General features: G+C 45.5%; 16 protein-coding genes. 2 read left to right on the top strand and 14 right to left on the bottom strand.

Going from position 1 to position 15,134, the window contains the following annotated elements; genetic code table 11:
• Window positions 1-11: 11 nt before the first annotated feature.
• The 9 genes from QM454_RS09555 to QM454_RS09515 form a co-directional block, all read right to left on the bottom strand.
• Window positions 12-1,064 (bottom strand): serine hydrolase domain-containing protein, encoded by a 1,053-nt coding sequence (locus QM454_RS09555; protein WP_432357271.1) that lies wholly within the window; start codon window positions 1,062-1,064, stop codon window positions 12-14.
• Between the two features lie 2 nt (window positions 1,065-1,066).
• A complete protein-coding gene (locus tag QM454_RS09550) occupies window positions 1,067-2,023 on the bottom strand; it encodes a GNAT family N-acetyltransferase (RefSeq protein WP_432357269.1) in 957 nt (318 codons plus the stop codon).
• The gene (locus QM454_RS09545) at window positions 2,020-3,003 is read right to left on the bottom strand and encodes an N-acetylglucosamine kinase (protein ID WP_432357267.1); all 984 of its coding nucleotides are present in this window, start codon (window positions 3,001-3,003) and stop codon (window positions 2,020-2,022) included. The genes QM454_RS09550 and QM454_RS09545 overlap by 4 nt, the downstream gene beginning before the upstream one ends.
• 18 nt (window positions 3,004-3,021) lie before the next feature.
• Entirely contained in the window at window positions 3,022-4,596 is a 1,575-nt protein-coding gene (locus tag QM454_RS09540) for a SpoIID/LytB domain-containing protein (protein WP_432357265.1), read from the bottom strand.
• Between the two features lie 208 nt (window positions 4,597-4,804).
• On the bottom strand, window positions 4,805-5,908 hold the full coding sequence (locus QM454_RS09535; protein ID WP_432357263.1) for an ABC transporter ATP-binding protein: 1,104 nt from the start codon (window positions 5,906-5,908) through the stop codon (window positions 4,805-4,807).
• The gene (locus tag QM454_RS09530; protein ID WP_432357261.1) at window positions 5,896-6,696 is read right to left on the bottom strand and encodes an HAD family hydrolase; all 801 of its coding nucleotides are present in this window, start codon (window positions 6,694-6,696) and stop codon (window positions 5,896-5,898) included. Before QM454_RS09530 ends, QM454_RS09535 begins: the two co-directional genes overlap by 13 nt.
• A complete protein-coding gene (locus QM454_RS09525) occupies window positions 6,693-7,514 on the bottom strand; it encodes a carbohydrate ABC transporter permease (protein ID WP_432357259.1) in 822 nt (273 codons plus the stop codon). Before QM454_RS09525 ends, QM454_RS09530 begins: the two co-directional genes overlap by 4 nt.
• A 12-nt stretch (window positions 7,515-7,526) precedes the next feature.
• Complete coding sequence (locus QM454_RS09520) at window positions 7,527-8,492, bottom strand: carbohydrate ABC transporter permease (protein ID WP_432357257.1); 966 nt, start codon at window positions 8,490-8,492, stop codon at window positions 7,527-7,529.
• A gap of 74 nt (window positions 8,493-8,566) precedes the next feature.
• Window positions 8,567-9,895 (bottom strand): ABC transporter substrate-binding protein, encoded by a 1,329-nt coding sequence (locus QM454_RS09515; protein ID WP_432357255.1) that lies wholly within the window; start codon window positions 9,893-9,895, stop codon window positions 8,567-8,569.
• 271 nt (window positions 9,896-10,166) lie between these two features.
• Between QM454_RS09515 and QM454_RS09510 the strand changes: the two genes are divergently transcribed.
• Window positions 10,167-10,853 carry a C40 family peptidase gene (locus QM454_RS09510; protein ID WP_432357253.1) on the top strand — a complete coding sequence of 229 codons (687 nt, stop codon included), beginning with the start codon at window positions 10,167-10,169 and terminating at the stop codon, window positions 10,851-10,853.
• A 40-nt stretch (window positions 10,854-10,893) separates the two neighbouring features.
• Here QM454_RS09510 and QM454_RS09505 read toward each other — a convergent pair whose 3' ends face one another.
• Window positions 10,894-11,814 carry a patatin-like phospholipase family protein gene (locus QM454_RS09505; protein ID WP_432357251.1) on the bottom strand — a complete coding sequence of 307 codons (921 nt, stop codon included), beginning with the start codon at window positions 11,812-11,814 and terminating at the stop codon, window positions 10,894-10,896.
• A gap of 78 nt (window positions 11,815-11,892) precedes the next feature.
• Here QM454_RS09505 and QM454_RS09500 point away from each other — a divergent pair, with 78 nt between their 5' ends.
• Complete coding sequence (locus QM454_RS09500) at window positions 11,893-12,438, top strand: hypothetical protein (protein WP_432357249.1); 546 nt, start codon at window positions 11,893-11,895, stop codon at window positions 12,436-12,438.
• Here QM454_RS09500 and QM454_RS09495 read toward each other — a convergent pair.
• The 4 genes from QM454_RS09495 to QM454_RS09480 form a co-directional block, all read right to left on the bottom strand.
• Window positions 12,383-13,402, bottom strand: coding sequence for an NlpC/P60 family protein (locus QM454_RS09495; RefSeq protein WP_432357247.1), 1,020 nt, complete (start codon window positions 13,400-13,402; stop codon window positions 12,383-12,385). The genes QM454_RS09500 and QM454_RS09495 overlap by 56 nt on opposite strands.
• Before the next feature lie 185 nt (window positions 13,403-13,587).
• The gene (locus tag QM454_RS09490) at window positions 13,588-13,785 is read right to left on the bottom strand and encodes a hypothetical protein (RefSeq protein ID WP_432357245.1); all 198 of its coding nucleotides are present in this window, start codon (window positions 13,783-13,785) and stop codon (window positions 13,588-13,590) included.
• Between the two features lie 68 nt (window positions 13,786-13,853).
• Window positions 13,854-14,078, bottom strand: coding sequence for a hypothetical protein (locus tag QM454_RS09485; protein WP_432357243.1), 225 nt, complete (start codon window positions 14,076-14,078; stop codon window positions 13,854-13,856).
• 197 nt (window positions 14,079-14,275) lie between these two features.
• On the bottom strand, window positions 14,276-15,013 hold the full coding sequence (locus QM454_RS09480; RefSeq protein WP_432357241.1) for a hypothetical protein: 738 nt from the start codon (window positions 15,011-15,013) through the stop codon (window positions 14,276-14,278).
• Between the last annotated feature and the right edge of the window lie 121 nt (window positions 15,014-15,134).

The following is a 15,134-nucleotide window of genomic DNA, read 5'->3' as shown; positions in this document are numbered from 1 at the left end:
AATACCCCAGACTACGAGAACAATGATGAATAAATGATATTATGTAAGCGGGGCCGCAAGCGGATCATTGCAAGATGCCGCCCGAAGTACACGCGGTTCGTCAGTAGCATGACCGTCAATTCCTTATCCGGATCGATGTAAAAACTTGTACCTGTGAATCCCGTATGTCCATACGTACTTTCCGACATTAAATCTCCTGCAGGACTCGCTCCACTTCCTTTCAATTGCCAGCCAAGACCTCTACTTTCGTCCGCAAACGGTGTGAAATTGCGCTTCGATAATGCAAGCCAATGTAAGTCCAAGATTTTCTTTCCTTCGTGCACCCCATCATTTTCAATCATCTTCGTAAAAACAGACAAGTCCTCCATCGTTGAAAACAATCCCGCATGACCGCTTATGCCGCCCATAAATTCCGTATTTTCATCATGGACAATCCCATATTTATAGCTGTTCAAATGCTCGTCATACTCGGTCGGCGCATACCGTTGTCGCTCAGACGCCGGGTTATATCCGGTATCTTTCATTCCCATCCGTTCGAAAAGATGAAGACGCGCATACTCACCAATGCTCTGCCCGGTAACCTTTTCAATAATATCCATAAGGAGAATGAACCCGAGATCGCTATAGACGACGTCGGTATCCGGTGCATATTCCAACGTTTCCTCTTCAATCTCCTTCAGCACTTCTGCAGACGAAAGCTTTCTTTCAAAATAGGGCCGATGCGCGGTCAACCCCGACGAATGGGTAAGCAACTGCTTAATTGTCATACTTTCTTTCCCGTGTTTTCGAAATGAAGGAATGAACGTCGCGATCTTTTCTTGCAAATGAATTTCACCCGCTTCACATAATTGCAAAATGGCGGGTAGTGTCACCATCACTTTCGTCAACGATGCCATATCAAACAGATGGCTGCTCGTAATTGGAACTTTGTCTTCTTCCAAACTGTTCGTCCCTATTGATTCGTCAAAAATGATTTTCCCTTTATGCCGGACACGGATGACCGCGCCCGGTGTCACGTTTTGATTGATTTCACGCTGTAAAAAGTTCCGTACCGCTTCTTTCATTTTCATTCCACCCCTACCGTTTTCGCCATCGATTGATACTGTTTCCAAGGCGTGAAGCCGAGTTTTCCATAAAATATAACGAGCTGCGTCCAATCGATGACGATGTCCGTCATTCCTCTTCGAATCAGTTCGTTCGCCGCAGCTTTCACTAAATCGATTCCAAAATGATTCCCTCGGATTTCACGGTCAATTCCTAATGGCCCGATGCCGCCCATCTCCCCGTCAACGAGTGCGGACCAATACACATTTTGAGCGATAACCGGGGAATGCGGATCGTTCAACCGGCAAAAACCTTGCAGTTCTCCATCCATGAAAAACCCCATGAACTCCCTTCCAGTTCCGCCAATCAATTCATAATGAATCGCTTCATAATGCCACCGTCCTGGAAAGACGCGTTCCAAAAACCGGAGCAATGAAGGGATGTCCTCTTTCGTCAACAGCCGATAATGGTCACTTGGATTCGAAAGCGTATACAATTCCCCGTCACGAACATTTTTAATTAAATCCGTTTCGATGCCGCCTTTTTTGTATCCGTGCTTTTCAAACCAGTTAATTGCCTGTTCATCCTCGAGCGGGACACCGGGAAAATAATGCCATGGATCGCGACCTAGTCGGATTTCATCAACTCCCGCTTCACTCAACGCCCGTTCCGCAAGCCGAAGCAGCTCCGAGCCGAACCCTTCATTTCGTGATGATTTTTCGACAAGCATGCATTGAATCCAACCAACCGCAGTCGGCATTTTTGCACCAATCTTTTCCATATACCGTTTCGTAACGATAAACCCGCGTAGCCGCCCTTCCCGGACGACGGCAAGTGAACCTTCCTTCATTACATTCGGCTCCGTCACTGTGTTTTGTTTCCATAAAGCTGCACTCATCGGAAAGCGATTGCCGAGTTCCTCATTCCAAAGCTTTACAATATCGGATACAGGGATTTCGGATAAAGGCACAACTGTCATGGCGTCTCCCTTTCCCGAAGCTGTTCATTCAACCGACTACTGAACTCGTGATTAACGGTTATTTGCTGATCCGCCAATCCCGCGAGCACCGCCCCTCCGACTGGTGGCACTAGCGTTGGTTGGAATACGGCTTTTGGAATGGAATGTTGGGCTAGCTCTCGGAAACGTCCAGCGAATAGCTCTACATCAGTGAAAACACCGCCCGATAGAACGATTGCCGTCGGGTTGTTTTCATCGAATAAACGGCGATGGCAAGCTTCGATGGATTGCATCATCTCGAGGCACGCCTTCTCGACAATCCCTTTTGCAACTTCATCATCCGCCTGTGCTTCCTGCATGACAAGGCGTGCAAGGGGTGCGATGATTGAACGCGGGTGCTCTTTTCCGTACACTTTGCCAATGATGTCCGGAACGTTTTGTACAGCCAGACAGCCGGTGATCCGATCCGTCAATGAAGTCGCCGGGCCGCGATTATCAAACGAACGAAATACTGCTTTTAGTGCTTCATTCCCTAAATAAAACCCGCTTCCTTCGTCATCAAATAAATAGCCCCACCCGCCTGAACGGGCAACTTCTCCGTTTCCGTTAATACCTAATGTGACGGCACCGGTTCCCGCAATTTGAACGATGCCGGGTCCGCCGAGCGTTCCGGAATACAGTGCATTGAACGCATCGTTTCGGACAATCACTTTCGTTCCGGCCGGTAGCTCCCGGGCTAGAAGAGCCGCCACTTCCGCATCCCGTCCACTTTCCCCGACACCCGCAATGCCTGCGAAACAGACGGTCAGCTTACTGAAAATGTCTTCGTTCTGTCTTTTCAACTCTCTTGCCAATCCGATAATGACTTCTTCGAATTCCGCTTGCTGCAACGTGTTCGGATTACTCCGTCCGGTTACTGCATGCATGTAAACGTTACCAAGCTCATCGGCGACAATACCTGTCGTCCTCGTTCCTCCGCCGTCAATTCCTAATACATACATCTGTTGACTACCGCCTTTTTAATATCTTGTCTCCAATTCAATTCCTGTGTAGAAATGCTTCAATATGACATCATACGTGTATCCTTTTTCAGCCATGCCGACTGCGCCGACTTGGGACATTCCGACGCCATGGCCCCAACCGCCACCGTCCACTTTGTACCCGATTGTCTCATCCGTCTCCTCATCCTTTATCGGCTCGATGATGAACAACGTACTTAACAACACTGCCGGGTCACCATTCGCATTAATATATTGGAGTGCCCAGCGAATGCGATCTTTGTATTCGTAATACGTGCCGTTTTCCGTGACGAATTCAATGACGGCTGCACGACCTGAACTGGATCGTTCTGTTACATTGATTTCCAACACTTGACCAACTTCCGTATTGAAGTAGCTTCCAACAACTTCACTAATTTCTTCCGCCGTCCATTCGAAGTGCCAACGATAATATTTGGACCAATCCGCTTCGAAATCGCCGGTCTTCACTTCACGCAATGATTCCCCGTTCCCTGTTTTCTTGTAAATATCCAAAGCCGGGACGTATTTCAAGTCATTTCCTTTTTGTGCTACGTGCTTCGCTCTCAAATAAGGAGTCGCTTCAGAAGTCCATACGTCCTCATTATTCGCCGTAAATCCACCGCTCGTGGAATGGTAAACAGCTGAAATAAGCTTGCCTTCATATGTGGCGACAATCCCCCTCGTTCCGTCGACCGCTTCATTTGAAATCGGATGCTCCGCATTATATCCGCCATACACTTGGTCGGATGTCGTTGGCAATAAATCATAGCCATCCGCGCTCCGCTTGCCTAAATTGGATAATGCGTATGTGCGTGCAGCGATTGCCTGAGCTTTTTGCGCCTCGACTTCCCCATACGGAACTGGTGGAAGTTCACGCGGAACGACGCCGTATAAATAGTGTTCAACACTCAATTCATTAATGCCCACCAACGTTCCGCTGCTGTTGAACCCTACTTCCGCGATGCCACGGTACATTTGCCCGTTAATCGTGACAAATCCGGAAGAAGCAACGAGTTGGACAGGATTCGCATTTTCCTTCTCTTCCCCGTTTTTTGTCACTTTTAATTGTGTTTCACCTTCAGCGATCGTCACCACTTTCCAAAATGCATCACTCGCTGCCAATCCTTTTGCGACGACTTCATCTTTGAATGCAGTCCTTACCGTAAAAGAGGCATCCGTCGGAAATTCACCTATATACAAACGCCAGCCGCCACTATAGTCTTCAACGTACGTCGGATACCCTTCGGCATGCGCCCGTCGCAGCCAATCATCTACGTATGTTTGATTTGTCGTGAATGCAACTTGCAGCCTGAAATGACTTTGAACAGTTGAAGCGGAGCCTAATTCCACAAACACTTCTTCATCCGTTCCGGAGAATAACACCTCGCCTGTAAACTTATCGATTAATTCAAATGCACCTTGCCCGCCAACAGTCAATGAACCGACACTCGGTACGACTCCAATCCGGATTGTCGGATCATCCGCGGTTTGTGCGAATGTGGATTGCCCACCCGCCCCTTGGAAACACAATACGAACATCAACAAAATCGTAGCCACAAACTTCAGGACTTTCATCCAATCGCTCATCCTCTCTACTATTGTTGGTATTTTCTACTAACAATATAGATTCGACGAAACTATGAAATTCCCTTTTAAGTTATCTAACTATTTACGATATTTATTTTCAAGATAACATAGCCTTGTTGCAAAGTTCTCGTTCACACAATAATGAAGTTCCATATAAAAAGGGTCGCTCAAATTATGTAGCGCCCCCTTCTATTCTCTATTCAACACGAATGCGCAGCTCGGTTTCCTTATCGAAGAAATGGACTTTCTCCATTGCAAAAGCAAGATTCACGTGCTCTCCAGGACGGATTGCTGTTTCTGCGCTGAGGCGAGCGACGAATTTCTGCCCTTCCAAGCTGGAGTACACCATCGTTTCAGCACCGGTTAGCTCAGACACATCGACGAGAACGGATACGTTGGATTTCGTCCCGCCGCCACTACCAATTGCAGCTTCCTCAATATGCTCAGGTCGAATTCCGATTAGTGCTTCTTTCCCGATATAGCCGAGGCCGCGCAACATTTCCATCCGGCTTTCTGAAATGAACAACGTCGTCTCTCCAATCGTAAACGTCCCTTCACCGATCATGCCTGTGAAAAAGTTCATCGCCGGTGAACCGATGAATCCGCCGACAAATACATTTTCCGGATACTCATACACTTCCTTCGGGGAACCAATTTGTTGGATAAACCCGTCTTTCATAACGACGAGCCTTGTCGCCATCGTCATCGCTTCTGTCTGGTCGTGTGTCACATAAATCGTCGTCGTTTTCAACCGTTGATGGAGCATGGCAATTTCCGCACGCATTTGGACGCGCAATTTCGCATCGAGATTTGATAACGGCTCATCCATTAAAAACACTTGTGCATCGCGGACGATCGCTCTTCCTAACGCAACACGTTGCCGTTGCCCTCCGGATAGCGCTTTCGGTTTTCGATCTAACAATTCCTCCAGCCCTAAAATCTTTGCTGCATTCATGACGCGTTCATGGATTTCCGCCTTCGGAAACTTTCGATTCTTTAAGCCGAAAGCCATGTTTCCATACACCGTCATATGCGGATAGAGAGCGTAGTTTTGAAAAACCATTGCGATATCCCGATCTTTCGGTGCGACGTCATTAACTATTTTTCCGTTAATATAAATGTTTCCGGACGTGATTTCTTCAAGCCCTGCAATCATTCGGAGCGTCGTCGACTTTCCGCATCCTGAAGGGCCCACAAATACGATGAATTCTTCGTCTTTAATATGCAAATGAAAGTCCGACACAGCGGTTACATGTTTATCGAACTGTTTATACAGATGTTCCAACACTAACTCTGCCATTTTGCACCCTCTCCTTCATTCCGTAAAACGGACGGCAATTCTAATACGCTATAAATGACTTCTTGCGGGATCGCCTCTACGGGAAGCCGTTCAAATTGTGTTTTCGTTTCCTTCATTAACTTTCGCAATGCAAGTTCGTGCATTTCCGGTACCCTTCTTCGTTCAGTAGGCGCCATCTCTTTCATTGAATCCGGCAACTGCCGACATATCCAGACGGAACGGACGCCGATCGCATTTGCGGAAATGACGTCATCATCGATTCGATCCCCTACATGTGCAACGATTTCGCCATGTTTCAAAACGAGGTCATACACTCTTACATCTGGCTTTGCGAAACCCGCTTCCTGAGGGGTAACAATGAGATCGAAATGCTCGGTCAGTTTTAATTCGTCCATAACGGGCAATTGGTATTTTGTAAAACCGTTCGTGACGACTGCTAATGAGTAGCCAAGCCGCTTCAACTCATCCAGCACTTCACCAATTGAGTCTTCTAGCAAATACACATTCGGTTCCATGCAAAAGCCACTCAAAATTTCTACTACATCGATTGACGTTTGTAACTCATTTGCTTTCAGGAAATGCATGACAATGTCGTCCCAATCGTACGCATCCGCAATCCTTCCGTCCTTCAAACGTATTACGTGCTCGCCGATTATTTGCCCGACAACATTTTCAAGCAGTTTATTTTCAAGCAATATCCGTCTTTCAATTTCAGGAAATACATGACCGACAAACGGATTTTGCATAAGCGTTCCATCTAAGTCGAACGTAATCCACCTTTTCTTCATTTGACTGCCCCTGTCGTCAAACCTTCAATGAACTGTTTAGACGCCAATAAAAATGCAACAATCATCGGCAACGACGATATCGTCAATCCCGCAAACAATAGATTCCATTGCGTGTCGTACTCGCCGAAGAGGGAGAGCATCCCAAGCGGTATCGTATTTTTCGCATCATCATGAATGAAAATTAATGGATAGAAAAAATCATTCCAAACGCCGATTAAGTTAACAATCCCGACAATCGCCAATGACGGCCTCATAAGCGGTAAAATAATTTTGTAGTAAATCTGAAATTCATTGCACCCGTCAAGCCTAGCCGATTGATCTAAATCTTTCGGTAGCGACCGGAAAAACCCGTAAAAAACGAATACCGCGAACGGTACATTTCCCGCTATGTAGACAATAACGAGCGAGTTCAACGAATTTAACAGACCTAGCTTTAACATCATCATATAGAGCGGCAAAATGGCGAGTTTCATCGGAATCATCAGTCCGAGCATGAAGAAAAACAGGATGAACGCATTCCACTTAAATTCATATCTCGATAAGTAAAATGCGGCTAATGACGAAAAGAACAAAATGAAGAAGATCGACAATGCGCTTACATACACACTGTTCCATACATAACTACTGAAGTTTACTTTCTCCCAAACAATGACAAAGTTCTGCAACGTAAACTCCTTCGGAAATGAAAGAGGGGACGTCAATATTTCAAGATTCGGCTTCACGGAAGAAAGAAACATTAAAAATATCGGGTACAGTGCAATAAATGCGAACACGATTAAAATCGGATACTTCATTATTTGTTTAACAGTCTTTGACATGCTTTCCCTCCATTATTGTTCGACTTCTTTCCTTTTGAAGAAGAAGAGTGAAATAGCGGTTGCGGTACAGATGATTAGGAAAAGCACGACCGCGAGCGCAGAACCGAGCCCAATTGCTTCCCCACCGTCAACGGATCCGAATGCTAGCCGATAGAAGAACAATGCCAATACGTCCGTCGAATAATAAGGTCCGCCCGACGAGCCTTGCATCGCAAATACGAGTTCAAACGTTTCAAATGAACCGATGAACGTTAAAATTGTCATGATCATAATGGACGGCATCGCCATCGGAATTGTAATTCGAAACAGCATTTTCGCCCCAGATGCTCCATCGATTTTAGCCGCTTCGTAAATCTCCTCCGGAATCGCTTGAAGTCCTGCGAGGAAAATGAGAATGGCAAATCCGATACTATACCAGCTATTCACGAGGATGATCGTGTAAAGCGCCGTTTTCGGATCTCCTAGCCAAGGATGCGCCCATTCTGCGAGCCCAACCATCTTCAAAAAGCTGTTCAACGCCCCATTTGTCGGGTTTAGAATTAAGCTAAAAAGGAAGCCAACGACGATAACAGATAATAACTTCGGCATGAAAAAGACAGCTTTGAAAAATTCTCTTCCTTTAATTTTGCTATTAATTACTAAAGCTAAAGCGAACGCCACTACGAGTTTCGAAAATACAGTAACGACGAAATAAATGATGTTATGCCCGAATGCATTTTTGAAAATATTGTTATACGGCTCTTCCGCAAACAGCCGGATGAAATTTTCCAAACCGATGAAGTCCTGCTTGACCATCCCTTTAAAGGAATAAAAGCTGTTCACGAAAGCGGCTAGGATAGGATACACTTGAAAACCGACATAGAAAAATAGTGCAGGCAGTAAAAAAAGATGCAAAAAGTGTTTTTTAATACTTCGTTTATTCCTGGAGGGTTTAGGTAAAGCTTTCGCTTCTACAACTTCCTGTTCTTTCAGTCTCATCGTCTTTCCCCCTCAACGTTTTGAAAGGAAAAAACAGCCGGCAATGTACCTGAACCGGCTGATTTCCCGTACGATCATTTCACTGGTTCAAACCATCGATCCATTGATTTCTGGGATTCTTCAATGACGCCGTCAACGGTCAGCTCCTTTATATACATGCCTTGCAGTGCGTTCTCAAAGGTCGTTTTCGTAGTCGGTGAACCGCCACCTAAATGGACGAGCATTAAGTAAGGAGTCGGATTCGCTTCGCCGAGTTTAGTCATTTCTTTTACCAACTCATGTTTCGGCTCTACTCCCGGAATTGCGCTAATCCGTGACAATTCATCGCTGAACAGTTGACCAAATTCTTTTGAAGCCATGAATTCCATAAACTTCTTCGCTTCCTCTTGATATTTAGAAGCTTTAACGACGGCGTACGAGCCATCTACCCACGTAACGAGCGGTGTCTCCCCACCTTCTTCACTTGCAAATGAAGGAAGAATCCCGATATTCAAATCTGGAGCCGTGTTTTCAAATGTTTCCAACCGGTAGCTTCCGTTAATGTACATCGCAGCTTGGCCTGTATAGAACATTGCTTGTGTATCTTTATCATCCAAAGCAATAAAGTCTTTCGGGAACAAACCTTCCAATTGCTCCATCCGTTTTACTGACTCGACGAAACGCTCATCGGTCAAATCCGCTTTTCCGCTCAATAGATCATCGATATATGACTGGTCATACGACGTTGCACCGATGACACTATGCGTAAGCGATAGCAAATAGGCTGCTTTCCCCGCTTGTGCAATCGGAATGATTCCTTTTGCCTTCATTTCCTCTCCGACCTGGAGCAACTCATCCCACGTCGTCGGCAAATTAAAGTCATGCTCTTCAAAAACATCTTTATTGTAAAAAATGATGCCGGCATTCAAGGATAGTGGCACGCCGTACACATTGCCGTCCGATCCTCTTGCTGCGGTCAAGTACTCATCGGATATATCATTAATTCCTTTAATATCATCCAACGGCACGATATACTCGGCATCGATAATCGATACCGCCCCTTCATACGGGCGAAGTTGGATAATATCTGGCCCTTGCCCTGCTGTTAGTGCATTCGTCAAAATCGTCCCGTATTCCGTTGACTTGTACGGCTTGAATGTTACGGTAATGCCTGGATTTTGGTCCTCGAATACTTTAATGAATTTCTCATACGCTTCGCGGTCTTCCGGACGCCAACTGTACATCGTTAAATTAACAGGGTCCTTTACTTCCACTTTTTCTTCCGCTTTCTCTTCCGTCACCGTAGCTTTTTCCGTTTCTATTTTCGTTTCTACTTCCGCGTTTTTTCCTTTGTCCGAACAAGCAGCCAAAAGGAATATACTCGTTAATAGAAAAGCGACTAAAACAAACAACTTCCTCTTCATCCTATCCACCCCTTCTTTTTAGTGAAAAGCATGTTATTTAGTGAAAAACGTATAAATTGATATGCCAACGAATCACTAACATCTTATTAATGTCGCAAAGGTATTACGACAAAAACTTTTAATTTCATCATATGTTACGTGTTTTAGAACAATGTAATGTATTTGTAATATATCTGCCCCTGTCCTGTAATGTTCAGTCGATACAATAGGAACTGTCATTAGCAAGAGAAAAATATACAACCAGAAGATAAGTGGTAGATAGGGGATTCTTGTGAAGAAAGTTGCTTTATCGTTATTCGTAGCAGGTTCATTAGCATTTGGATTTACGGCAGTAGATGCGGAGGCAAGTGCTCCTTCATCACAAACCGTGTCAGTACATACAGGTACATATACAACAGCTCATAATGTAAATATTCGTTCCGAAGCAGGAACTAACAATAAAATTGTTCTATTAGCGAAAAAAGGGACAACCGTCTCTGTTATAAACGAAAAGAAAGTCGGCGAAGAACTTTGGTTTCAAGTGAAAGTGAACGGCGAAACAGGCTGGGCACTAAGCACGTTATTAACAAAGAAATCGGTCGCCGAGACGAATAAAAATGTAGCGCTTTCTGACGTGATCGTTAAACGCGCAACTGGCCTGACAGGCATTCCGTACCGTTTTGGCGGAACGACGACGAAAGGTTTCGACTGCAGTGGTTTCGTCCAATACGTCTATGAGAAATCCGGCAAATCAATTTCAAGAGATACGTTAGGGCAATTTGCGCAATCGAAAAAAGTAAGCGACCCGCAACCAGGTGATTTAGTATTCTTCCAAAACACATACCGTAAAGGAATTTCCCACGTAGGTATTTACATCGGCAACAATAAATTTGTCCATGCCGGCGGGAAGCAATCGCAAGTCGTCAGCTTAAACAATATCTATTGGAAATCGAAATTCCATAGTTTTAAAAGAATGTAAGGCAAAAACCGTCCACACAACTGTGTAGACGGTTTTTTCATTAGACAATCATCCTGACACTACGGGGCCGTTCCATTGAATGTTGCCATGTTTGCAAGAATTCGTTTGTTCGCGACCATCCGATTGCCATTAATGCATCCTTTTGTTCATCTTCCATATTGAACTGGGTCGCGCTGTATTGTTGGACGGGGATGAAAATAATATCTTTTTCATGCTTCCGAGAAATATACCGATCGTCATGCGCGTTTTTCATTGTGGAAAATAACGCTTCAAACAAATTGAGCGCATTGCTAATTTCTCGGCCACCCATCTCATCTTTTCGATGGCTCAGTTTCATCCCAATCAAAGGACGCTCCCGTCTGCCTTCCGAGTCATCGAATATCCACATCGGAAAATTGCTGAGCACTCCCCCATCGACGACAATCGTTTCCCCGCTCGGTGCCTTAAATCGAACAGGTTCAAAAAAGAACGGGATATTGCAGCTCATGCGAAGTGCACGAGCGACCGAAAACATTTCTGGTTCGATGCCATAATGGACGAGGTCGTCAGGCAACACAATCATCTTCCCGTTTGTCAGATCAGACGCCACAAGCTTCAGCGATCCAGGTGGTAGATCTGCAAAATTGTAGATTCCCTTTGCGGACAGCTTTTCGAAAAACCAGTCCTCAAGAGCATTCCCTTGATAAAGCCCCATGCGCCAATAAAGCATGAGCCATTTCATAAATGGTATCGGAAGAATTGTTTTCCGTGGATCGAGCAATAATTGTAAATCCTCTTCTTGCATCATCTGTTCAATTTCCCTGCCTGAATAGCCTGCGGCAATGAAACAAGCAAGGATCGCCCCGGCACTCGTCCCCGCCACCCGTTTGAAACGATACCCTTTCTCTTCCAATGCCTGGTACGCACCGACCAATGCAAACCCCTTCAATCCGCCACCTGCAAACACCCCATCAATTAACACAGCATCCCTCCCATGGCGTTAGTACACTATAAGATTCGGAGGCGGAATGTAGAACTTGAAGTGGGAAATGGATGTACTTTGAGCGCGTGGTGGGCCGTTTTGAGCGCGGGACGGCTCGCTTTGAGCGCGATGCGGCTTGCTTTGAGCGCGGAACCGCTCGCTTTGAGCGCGAAATCGCTCGCTTTGAGCGCGGAACGGCTTACTTTGAGCGCGGGACGGCTCGCTTTGAGCGCGGGACGGCTCGCTTTGAGCGCGGGACGGCTCGCTTTGAGCGCGGGACGGCTCGCTTTGAGCGCGGGACGGCTCGCTTTGGACGCGGGACGGATCGCTTTGAGCGCGGAGCGGCCTGCTTTGAGCGCGGAGCGGCTTGCTTTGAGCGCGGAACGGCTTACTTTGAGCGCGGAGCGGCCTGCTTTGAGCGCGGAGCGGCTTGCTTTGAGCGCGGAGCGGCTTACTTTGAGCGCAGAGAGGCTTACTTTGGACGCGGGACGGCTCGCTTTGAGCGCGGGACGGCTCGCTTTGAGCGCGAGAAGGCCCTTTCCGATTTGGAAAGGGCCGTTCTCTCATTTTATTTCAAATATCTCCGCGCGCCTGCGTAGTTTGTTTTATACGTTCCCGCGTTAATGCTGACGATTTCAACTTTACGTGAGGAATTCGGGGCGTGAACCATTTTGCCGTCACCAACATACATTCCGACGTGATACACGTTCCCTTTTCCTTTATTATGCGCGAAAAATAGTAGATCACCAGGTTGCAAGTCTTTCCGTTTCACTGCGGTTCCTTCGGTCGCTTGGACGGAAGAATCCCGCGGAATGAGGATGCCGTGATTTTTATACACTGAATACATCAATCCCGAACAATCAAACCCGTACGCCGATACACCCGCCCACAAATACGGAAGGCCAACATATTGTTCGGCGCTATCGACGAGCTCTTTTTGCGTCGGCTTCGGAATGGATGCGAAATCCTCAAATTCTTTCACATCCTTCTTGCGGACATATTTCAAGCCGTCCGTTTTCGTCTGCACTTGCAGCCAATCCCTTTCCTCCTTCACAACATCGAGAATCGTTGTATAACTAATATCGATGAATTTATATTTATCATGAAGTTTCGGCTCGTTATATAAGGAAGCGATTTTCGACGTAACGACTGCAATTGCGGAACCGGCATTATTTTGCGTATATGCTTTCACATGTGATTTCGGCACCCATCCTTCATAGCCTTTCGCTTGGCCCTTATTAAACTGGTCCACAACCGCGATATAATGCCAATCTCCACTCGACTTTAACACTTCGACTTGGTCCCCATATAAAGCTTGCGTATCTAATTTGCCGATTAACCAATTCTTCTCCGCCACCGTTAAAACTTTCGTCCACTTCGCCATATCAGGCTTAGTTGCGATTGAAACCGCGTCGATTTTGCGCGTCTTATTCGGTATGCGCCATACGTTCGTCACCGGCACACTAATTGCATAGTGGACGGCCTCAGCTTTTTTGAATGAACTCTTCACTTCCGTAGCCGCAGATGCTGGATGGAATGTGATGAATAAACAAAATATCATTATGAAAGCGATTCGTCTCTTCGACATAAACTCCCCCCTCGCTATTTCAATTTTAGTATATTTAAAATAATTTGCATAGTAATTCTTTCATTCACAGAGGTTTTCATTCTATCAAGGAAATTAAAAGACCTGTAAAGTAAGATTGAACTTTACAGGCTTTTTTTTATAGTTAGAGGGTGTTTGTGTATGGATGCTATCTCTGCCCGACTTCGTCATAATTCGATGAGTGAGATTTTACTGCAGTCTGCGACGATTGTGCTGCCGGCATCGTTAAAATAGCCTATTGATGTTTCACTGTTAAAGCTCGTAAATGATGTTACGGTTTGTCGACGTCCGTTAATAATAATACTCATTACGGGAAAGTTAATTGGATACGTTGCCAATAGGCTGCAAATCGAGTTGTTTGCCATTTTCGTGCGCACCTCCCTTCTTAGCTGGACAGATGGAACGGTTTGCTTGTCCATCATTCGCCTAAAACTTAGAACACTAATAGAGAGATTTTGTGACAGTCCACGATGAGCGTTGTCCCGATCGGCGAGGTGAAATAGGCAAGGTTTTCCGTTCTATTGAGGTTTATAAAACTAGTTACATCGACTAACACATCATCTACTTGAATTTGCGAAATTGTCGTAGTTCCTGCAGGCAATGTTGAGAGTATGTCGTAAATATGATCGTTGGCGTTTGAAGTTGTTTCGTTGTTCATAGCTTGGTCACCCCCTTTCACTTTGAAAGCCTTTTGAATTGAAGGGTCTTTATACTGTATTATTAAAAATTCCTCCCATATAGGACGACCGCTTGGCTGCCAAAAGTTTTTGACCAATTGCATAAAAAAACAGTTCAACCCGGAACGTTGCGCATGTCGCTCCAGTTGAACTGTTTATGAACAAACTATAACTTTCCTTACCAATGGATGGCGTCTAGCTTATCAATCGCCGCCGTCACAATGCCTGTAGGGGATGAAAAATAGGCGACTCCCTTCTTATCATCGACATTTAACAAATGGTCAACGTCGATTGTTCCGCCATCGATAATAATTCGTTGAAGAGGATATTTCGGAGGCAATGTGGCAAGAAGTGTGCCAATGCTCTTCTTCGCCAAAAGGATTTTTCCGATCGACTTCTCTACTTCTTCTGCTTCGCGTTTCCGCTGTAAATCGTGCGCATCTAACTTTTCGATGACCTGTTCTTGCATTTCCCCTATTTTTGCATGGTCTACACTAATCCGGTCGAGCATGTCCAGCACATCATGCAGATCATCATATTGATTGAGTGTGAATTCACGCATCGACATTCGATGGTTTTGTAAGCTTTTACGCAGACGGAAAACGGCTTCTCCCTGTTTCCCGAGTTCCTCGCGTATCGCGTCTTGTCTAACGGATTCGGCTCTCAATCTCTCATGGACTTCCCAAATTCGGTCTCGTAAATGAATATAACGGTTCCGATGAACATGCTGCTGGTTGGAAACGACATGTAGAATTTTGTCGCAAATCGTTTCGAGTTTACTTACTGCAGTCACAAGTTGCGCATTAAACTCATTTTGCTCCTGTATAAATGCCACATACGGATTCCAAACGAATCGATCTTGATTCACTGGAAAACCGCTCGGCTTATTATGATAATGAACTTTCGAACGTTCCAAATCACAAGCTCCTCTACCGAGTCTTTCTCTTATACTATGTATTCTGGACCGCCTATTGTTCATGTTTTATTTTGAATGCAACTGATGCGTTTGTTTCCTTTTTCCGCAACAAGGGTATTTT

Source organism: Sporosarcina sp. UB5 (genome assembly GCF_050859005.1).
In the GTDB taxonomy this organism is placed as follows: Bacteria; Bacillota; Bacilli; order Bacillales_A; family Planococcaceae; genus Sporosarcina.
Note: the sequence above shows the minus strand (reverse complement) of the source record. Positions and strands in the feature narration are given on the sequence as shown.

Excerpts from the sequence above, each read along its gene's own strand:
- QM454_RS09555 (WP_432357271.1), bottom strand. The coding sequence starts at position 1,064 with ATGAAAGAAGCGGTACGGAACTTTTTACAGCGTGAAATCAATCAAAAC.
- QM454_RS09550 (WP_432357269.1), bottom strand. The coding sequence starts at position 2,023 with ATGACAGTTGTGCCTTTATCCGAAATCCCTGTATCCGATATTGTAAAG.
- QM454_RS09545 (WP_432357267.1), bottom strand. The coding sequence starts at position 3,003 with ATGTATGTATTAGGAATTGACGGCGGAGGAACGAGGACGACAGGTATT.
- QM454_RS09540 (WP_432357265.1), bottom strand. The coding sequence starts at position 4,596 with ATGAAAGTCCTGAAGTTTGTGGCTACGATTTTGTTGATGTTCGTATTG.
- QM454_RS09535 (WP_432357263.1), bottom strand. The coding sequence starts at position 5,908 with ATGGCAGAGTTAGTGTTGGAACATCTGTATAAACAGTTCGATAAACAT.
- QM454_RS09530 (WP_432357261.1), bottom strand. The coding sequence starts at position 6,696 with ATGAAGAAAAGGTGGATTACGTTCGACTTAGATGGAACGCTTATGCAA.
- QM454_RS09525 (WP_432357259.1), bottom strand. The coding sequence starts at position 7,514 with ATGTCAAAGACTGTTAAACAAATAATGAAGTATCCGATTTTAATCGTG.
- QM454_RS09520 (WP_432357257.1), bottom strand. The coding sequence starts at position 8,492 with ATGAGACTGAAAGAACAGGAAGTTGTAGAAGCGAAAGCTTTACCTAAA.
- QM454_RS09515 (WP_432357255.1), bottom strand. The coding sequence starts at position 9,895 with ATGAAGAGGAAGTTGTTTGTTTTAGTCGCTTTTCTATTAACGAGTATA.
- QM454_RS09495 (WP_432357247.1), bottom strand. The coding sequence starts at position 13,402 with ATGTCGAAGAGACGAATCGCTTTCATAATGATATTTTGTTTATTCATC.
- QM454_RS09490 (WP_432357245.1), bottom strand. The coding sequence starts at position 13,785 with ATGGCAAACAACTCGATTTGCAGCCTATTGGCAACGTATCCAATTAAC.
- QM454_RS09485 (WP_432357243.1), bottom strand. The coding sequence starts at position 14,078 with ATGAACAACGAAACAACTTCAAACGCCAACGATCATATTTACGACATA.